We start from the raw sequence: 623 nt of genomic DNA on the forward strand, positions 1-623 counted from the left end.
GTGTTCAACCGGGCGTATTCGGCGCCGACGTGCAGCTGGTTGGGGTGGAACAGGTTGAGCATCTGCCCGCCGACGATGATCGGGTTGGCGGCGCGGTTGGAGAACGCCGTCATCCGGATCACCAGGTCCGGCTCCAGCAGGACGTCGTCGTCCATGAACAGGACGTTGGCGTGGGCGGTGGCGGTGTGCCCGGCCACCTCGTAGAGACCGCGGGTGAAACCGCCGGCGCCGCCGAGGTTGGGCTGCTTGATGTAGTGCAGCTTCTCCCCGAGGTCCTTGACGACCTGCTCGAACCCGTCCCGGGACTCGACCAGGTCGGTGCCCTGGTCAGCCACGTAGATCGCGTCCAGGGTGTCCAGCGACGACACGTCCGCGGCCAGCGCCTGCAGGTTCTTCAAGCAGTCGTCGGCGCGGTTCATCGTGCAGATGGTGACCGCGGTCGGCCGGATCGTCTCGGGGGCTTCGACGGTCCAGCGGACCTGCTCGACCCGCAGGGTCTGCCCGCCTTCGGTTTCCAGGTCGAGCCAGAGGGCGCCGCCGTCGTAGAACTTGTCCAGCTTGCCGGTCAGCGTCACTTTGTGTTGTTTGACGTCGGTGACCTGCTCGGCCTCGATGACCCGCGG

General features: G+C 66.9%; 1 protein-coding gene. It reads right to left on the reverse strand.

The annotated features are described in order from the left end of the window. Window positions 1–623: glycosyltransferase family 2 protein (locus VA596_RS50555; RefSeq protein WP_323337982.1), on the reverse strand; the 623-nt coding region annotated here is incomplete at both ends.

The organism is Amycolatopsis heterodermiae, assembly GCF_034929455.1.
Taxonomy (GTDB): Bacteria; Actinomycetota; Actinomycetes; order Mycobacteriales; family Pseudonocardiaceae; genus Amycolatopsis; species Amycolatopsis heterodermiae.